Genomic DNA, 3,816 nt, shown 5'->3' with positions numbered 1-3,816 from the left:
TGAAACAGCATCCCTAATGACAGGAGTTGCTGGAGCAGCCAAGGGAGGCATAAAGCTTGGCGCAAAGGCTCTGGCTAAATTTGCTGCTAAGACTGAGGTAACGGCTGCAAAAGCAGGCAAAGACATCGCTCAATCAACGGAAAAAATAAGCGATAAAGCTGTTGCAGTTCATGAGCAAACAGGAAACAAAGCTTCTCAGACAATTGAAGAAGTCAGAAATAAAATAAAAGATATTTATCCAGAAAAAGACATTGCTCAATCAACGGAAAAAATCAGAGATGAAATTGCTAAAACTCAATATTTCACACAAGGAGAACATTTATGGTCAGACAGAAAATCCACTGTTTTTGAGCTTGAAATACCTCACAAAGGAGAAATAATTACTCAAAAATATGAAGTTTATGAGAGTGAAAAGCTGTTTAATCCTTACCGAATTGTTACTTGGATAGAAAAAGGGAAAGAAGTAGAAGGTACAAATATTGAAAAGATGACAGCAGGAAGAGCGCCCATAGGATTTGATGATAAATCCATTGAATTCCATCACATATTGCAAACACATGATGGTCCTCTAGCAATGGTGACAAACGAGTTTCATAAAAAATATCATCGTATCCTTCATAATAGGCCTAAGGAAATGGGATCAGATATTGATAGAGATTTGTTTAAAAAGTTGAGAGAAGAACTTTGGATGTTATGTGCTGAATGTTATAAACCGAAAGATACAAAAATTAAAAAATAACAATTTATAGGAGAACAAATTATGAAAACTTACACCTTAGATGATGTTGCAGAGTTGGTTGAGAAATATAGTGATATTGTTGATTTTGGCACTGCAGAGGATGCGGTTAGTAATGAAAGGATTGAAGAAGCTGAGAAAATTCTTGGTGTAAAGTTTACAACTTCTTATAAAGACTTTTTAAAAAATTATAAAGGAGGAGAAATTGGAGGTTATGAAATATTTAGCATTTATAACGCAAGTTTTGATAAGTGTCCTGCTGGTGATATTGTTTTCTATCATTTGACGGATATAAAAAATGGTTTCGCAAAACCAAATCAGCTTGCCGTGAATAGAACTGATTTTGGTGAAACATTTTACTTTGATTATACTCAGTTTCAGGATGGTGAATGCCCACTTTACGTCGNAACTGATTTTGGTGAAACATTTTACTTTGATTATACTCAGTTTCAGGATGGTGAATGCCCACTTTACGTCGAGATTCCATCTGGAGCGTCACATTATTATGCAAGTAATTTTTATGAATTTCTCTGTAAAAGAATTAAAGAGCACGCAGGGGAAGATTTATGAAAACCTATACCTTAGATGATGTTGCAGTATTAATTGATAAAGTGAATAAATATGATGATGAGATTATTAATTTTGGTAGTGAAGATGATGAAGAGAATGAAACGGATGATCTACAGATTGAAAAGGCGGAGAAAACTCTCGGCGTACAATTCACATCCTCTTACAAAGTTTTTTTAAAAAAATATGGAGGAGGAGAAATTGGTGGTGAAGAAATTTATAGCCTTTATGGAGATTGTGGGGAAGGTATTCCTGCTGGTGATATTGTTTACCAAAACTTACTCGATAGAAAACATGGTTTTGCGACACCAGAACAGCTCGTTGTGAGTTATGATCTTGATGAAACCTTTTACTTTGATTATACGCAGTTTCGGGATGGTGAATGCCCACTCTATGTCATGTTTGCGGATGAGGAGTCCGAATATTACGCAAGTAATTTTTATGAATTCCTTTGCAAAAGAATTAAAGTACACGCGGGAGTTGAGATACCTGATGGTGACCAACCGATTGAAAAGATTGAGCACACTCCCACTCCGCAACCTATCCCTTTCTACAAGAGCTTTTGGAAAAAACTATGGAAGAGGTGAAATTGATAGTGGAAATATGGAGCGTTTATAACGCACGTTTTGAGGATCATCCATGAAAACCTATACCTTAGCTGATGTTGCAGTATTAATTGATAAAGTGAATAAATATGATGATGAGATTATCAATTTGGGTACTGCAGAAAATGCAGTTGATGATCTACTGATTGAAAAGGCGGAGAAAGCTCTCGGTTTACAATTCACATCTTCTTATAAGAGTTTTTTAAAAAATTATAAAGGAGGAGAAATTGGAGGTTATGAAATCTGTAGCGTTTATAGGGATTGTGGAATAGGTATTGCTGCTGGTGATATTGTTTTCCGCAACTTAAATAATAGAAAAAGGGGTTTTGCGACACCAGAACAGCTTATCGTAAGTAGAACAGATTTTGGTGAGACTTTTTACTTTGATTATACGCAGTTTCGGGATGGTGAATGCCCACTCTATGTCATGCTTCCATCTGAAGATTGCGAATATTACGCAAGTAATTTTTATGAATTCCTTTGCAAAAGAATTAAAGAAAGCGTGGGAGCTGAGATACCTGATGGTGATCAACCGATTGAAAAGATTGAGCACACTCCCACTCCGCAACCTATCCCTTTTTACAAGAGTTTTTGGAAAAAACTATGGAAGAGGTGAAATTGATAGTGAGGAAATATGGAGCGTTTATAACGCACGTTTTGAGGATCATCTATGAAAACCTATACCTTAGATGATGTTGCACAATTAGTTGATAAATATAGCGATAGTATCGATTTTGGCTCTACAGATGAAGCAGTTGATGATGCACTGATTGAAAAAGCAGAGAAAACTCTTGGTTTGCAGTTTACGTCTTCCTATAAAAGTTTTTTAAAAAACTATGGAAGAGGGGAAATTTGTGGTGAGGAAATATGTAGCGTTTATGATACAAACTTTGAGATTATTCGTAGTGATGATATTGTTTATAAAAACTTAAATTATAGAAAAAATGGTTTTGCAACGCCACAGCAACTTATTGTTAGTAGAACCGATTTTGGAGAGACATTTTTCTTCGATTATTCTCAATTTCAGAATGGAGAGTGTGCACTCTATTTTGATTTTCCACCCAAGGATCCACAATATTATGCAAGTAACTTCTATGAATTCCTCTGTAAAAGGATTACAGATAATTTGAAGTAAATTTCTTTGTATGGTGGTTTTACTTCCAAATTGCAATGTTAAACCACCATTATTTTTTTCTTTTCAAGAATGCAAGCATCGTTAATATTTTTTAGGGGGGATAATCTATGAAAACTTACAATTTATCGGATGTTGCACAATTAGTTGATAAGTATAGCGATCGTATCAATTTTGGTACTGCTGATGATGGAGTTGATGATGTACTAATTGAAAAAGCAGAGAAAACTCTCGGTTTGCAGTTTACAACTTCCTACAAGAGTTTTTTAAAAAATTACGGAGGAGGAGAAATTGGTTATGAAGAAATAATGAGCGTTTATCTTATAGACTTTGAGATTGCACGTAGTGATGATATTGTTTACAATCACTTAACAGATATAAAAAATGGTTTAGCAAAACCACAACAGCTTGTCGTTTGTACAAATGATTTGGATGAGTCATTTTATTTTGATTATTCTCAGTTTCGGGATGGTGAATGCCCACTCTATGTTGAAATTGCATCTGGAGATTCAGAGCATTACGCAAGTAACTTCTATGAATTCCTCTGTAAAAGAATTATAGCTAATTTGGAATGACGCTTTTTGTCGGGCGGTTTCCTTTTGAAATACACTGTTAAAGCCGTCATTCTTTTTTGTTTTCAAAAAATGCAAGAATTGTTAATCTCTTTTAGGGGGGAAGGACTTATGAAAACCTATACCTTAGCTGATGTTGCACAATTAATTAATAAGTATCCGGATGTTATCGACTTTGGCACTGCAGAGGATGCACCTGATGAT

Annotated in this window: 6 protein-coding genes; all 6 read left to right on the top strand. The window is 35.0% G+C overall.

Annotated elements, in window-relative coordinates:
• The coding region (locus ACFIK7_RS00055; protein WP_375662704.1) for an HNH/ENDO VII family nuclease at positions 1–739 on the top strand (739 nt) is incomplete at its 5' end.
• Positions 740–760: 21 nt separating this feature from the next.
• Positions 761–1,306 carry an SMI1/KNR4 family protein gene (locus ACFIK7_RS00050; protein WP_375662703.1) on the top strand — a complete coding sequence of 182 codons (546 nt, stop codon included), beginning with the start codon at positions 761–763 and terminating at the stop codon, positions 1,304–1,306.
• Entirely contained in the window at positions 1,303–1,890 is a 588-nt protein-coding gene (locus ACFIK7_RS00045; protein WP_273791574.1) for an SMI1/KNR4 family protein, read from the top strand. Before ACFIK7_RS00050 ends, ACFIK7_RS00045 begins: the two co-directional genes overlap by 4 nt.
• 52 nt (positions 1,891–1,942) lie before the next feature.
• The gene (locus ACFIK7_RS00040) at positions 1,943–2,524 is read left to right on the top strand and encodes an SMI1/KNR4 family protein (RefSeq protein ID WP_273791575.1); all 582 of its coding nucleotides are present in this window, start codon (positions 1,943–1,945) and stop codon (positions 2,522–2,524) included.
• A gap of 54 nt (positions 2,525–2,578) precedes the next feature.
• Entirely contained in the window at positions 2,579–3,043 is a 465-nt protein-coding gene (locus ACFIK7_RS00035) for an SMI1/KNR4 family protein (protein ID WP_375631731.1), read from the top strand.
• A 107-nt stretch (positions 3,044–3,150) separates the two neighbouring features.
• Positions 3,151–3,615, top strand: a complete 465-nt coding sequence (locus tag ACFIK7_RS00030) for an SMI1/KNR4 family protein (RefSeq protein ID WP_273722002.1) — start codon at positions 3,151–3,153, stop codon at positions 3,613–3,615.
• Positions 3,616–3,816 lie beyond the last annotated feature (201 nt).

Origin of the sequence: Bartonella sp. CL266QHHD, from assembly GCF_042195355.1 — a bacterium.
GTDB lineage: Bacteria > Pseudomonadota > Alphaproteobacteria > Rhizobiales > Rhizobiaceae > Bartonella.
Note: the sequence above shows the minus strand (reverse complement) of the source record. Positions and strands in the feature narration are given on the sequence as shown.

Coding starts and splice junctions, on each gene's coding strand:
- ACFIK7_RS00040 (WP_273791575.1), top strand. CDS start 1,943: ATGAAAACCTATACCTTAGCTGATGTTGCAGTATTAATTGATAAAGTG.
- ACFIK7_RS00045 (WP_273791574.1), top strand. CDS start 1,303: ATGAAAACCTATACCTTAGATGATGTTGCAGTATTAATTGATAAAGTG.
- ACFIK7_RS00030 (WP_273722002.1), top strand. CDS start 3,151: ATGAAAACTTACAATTTATCGGATGTTGCACAATTAGTTGATAAGTAT.
- ACFIK7_RS00035 (WP_375631731.1), top strand. CDS start 2,579: ATGAAAACCTATACCTTAGATGATGTTGCACAATTAGTTGATAAATAT.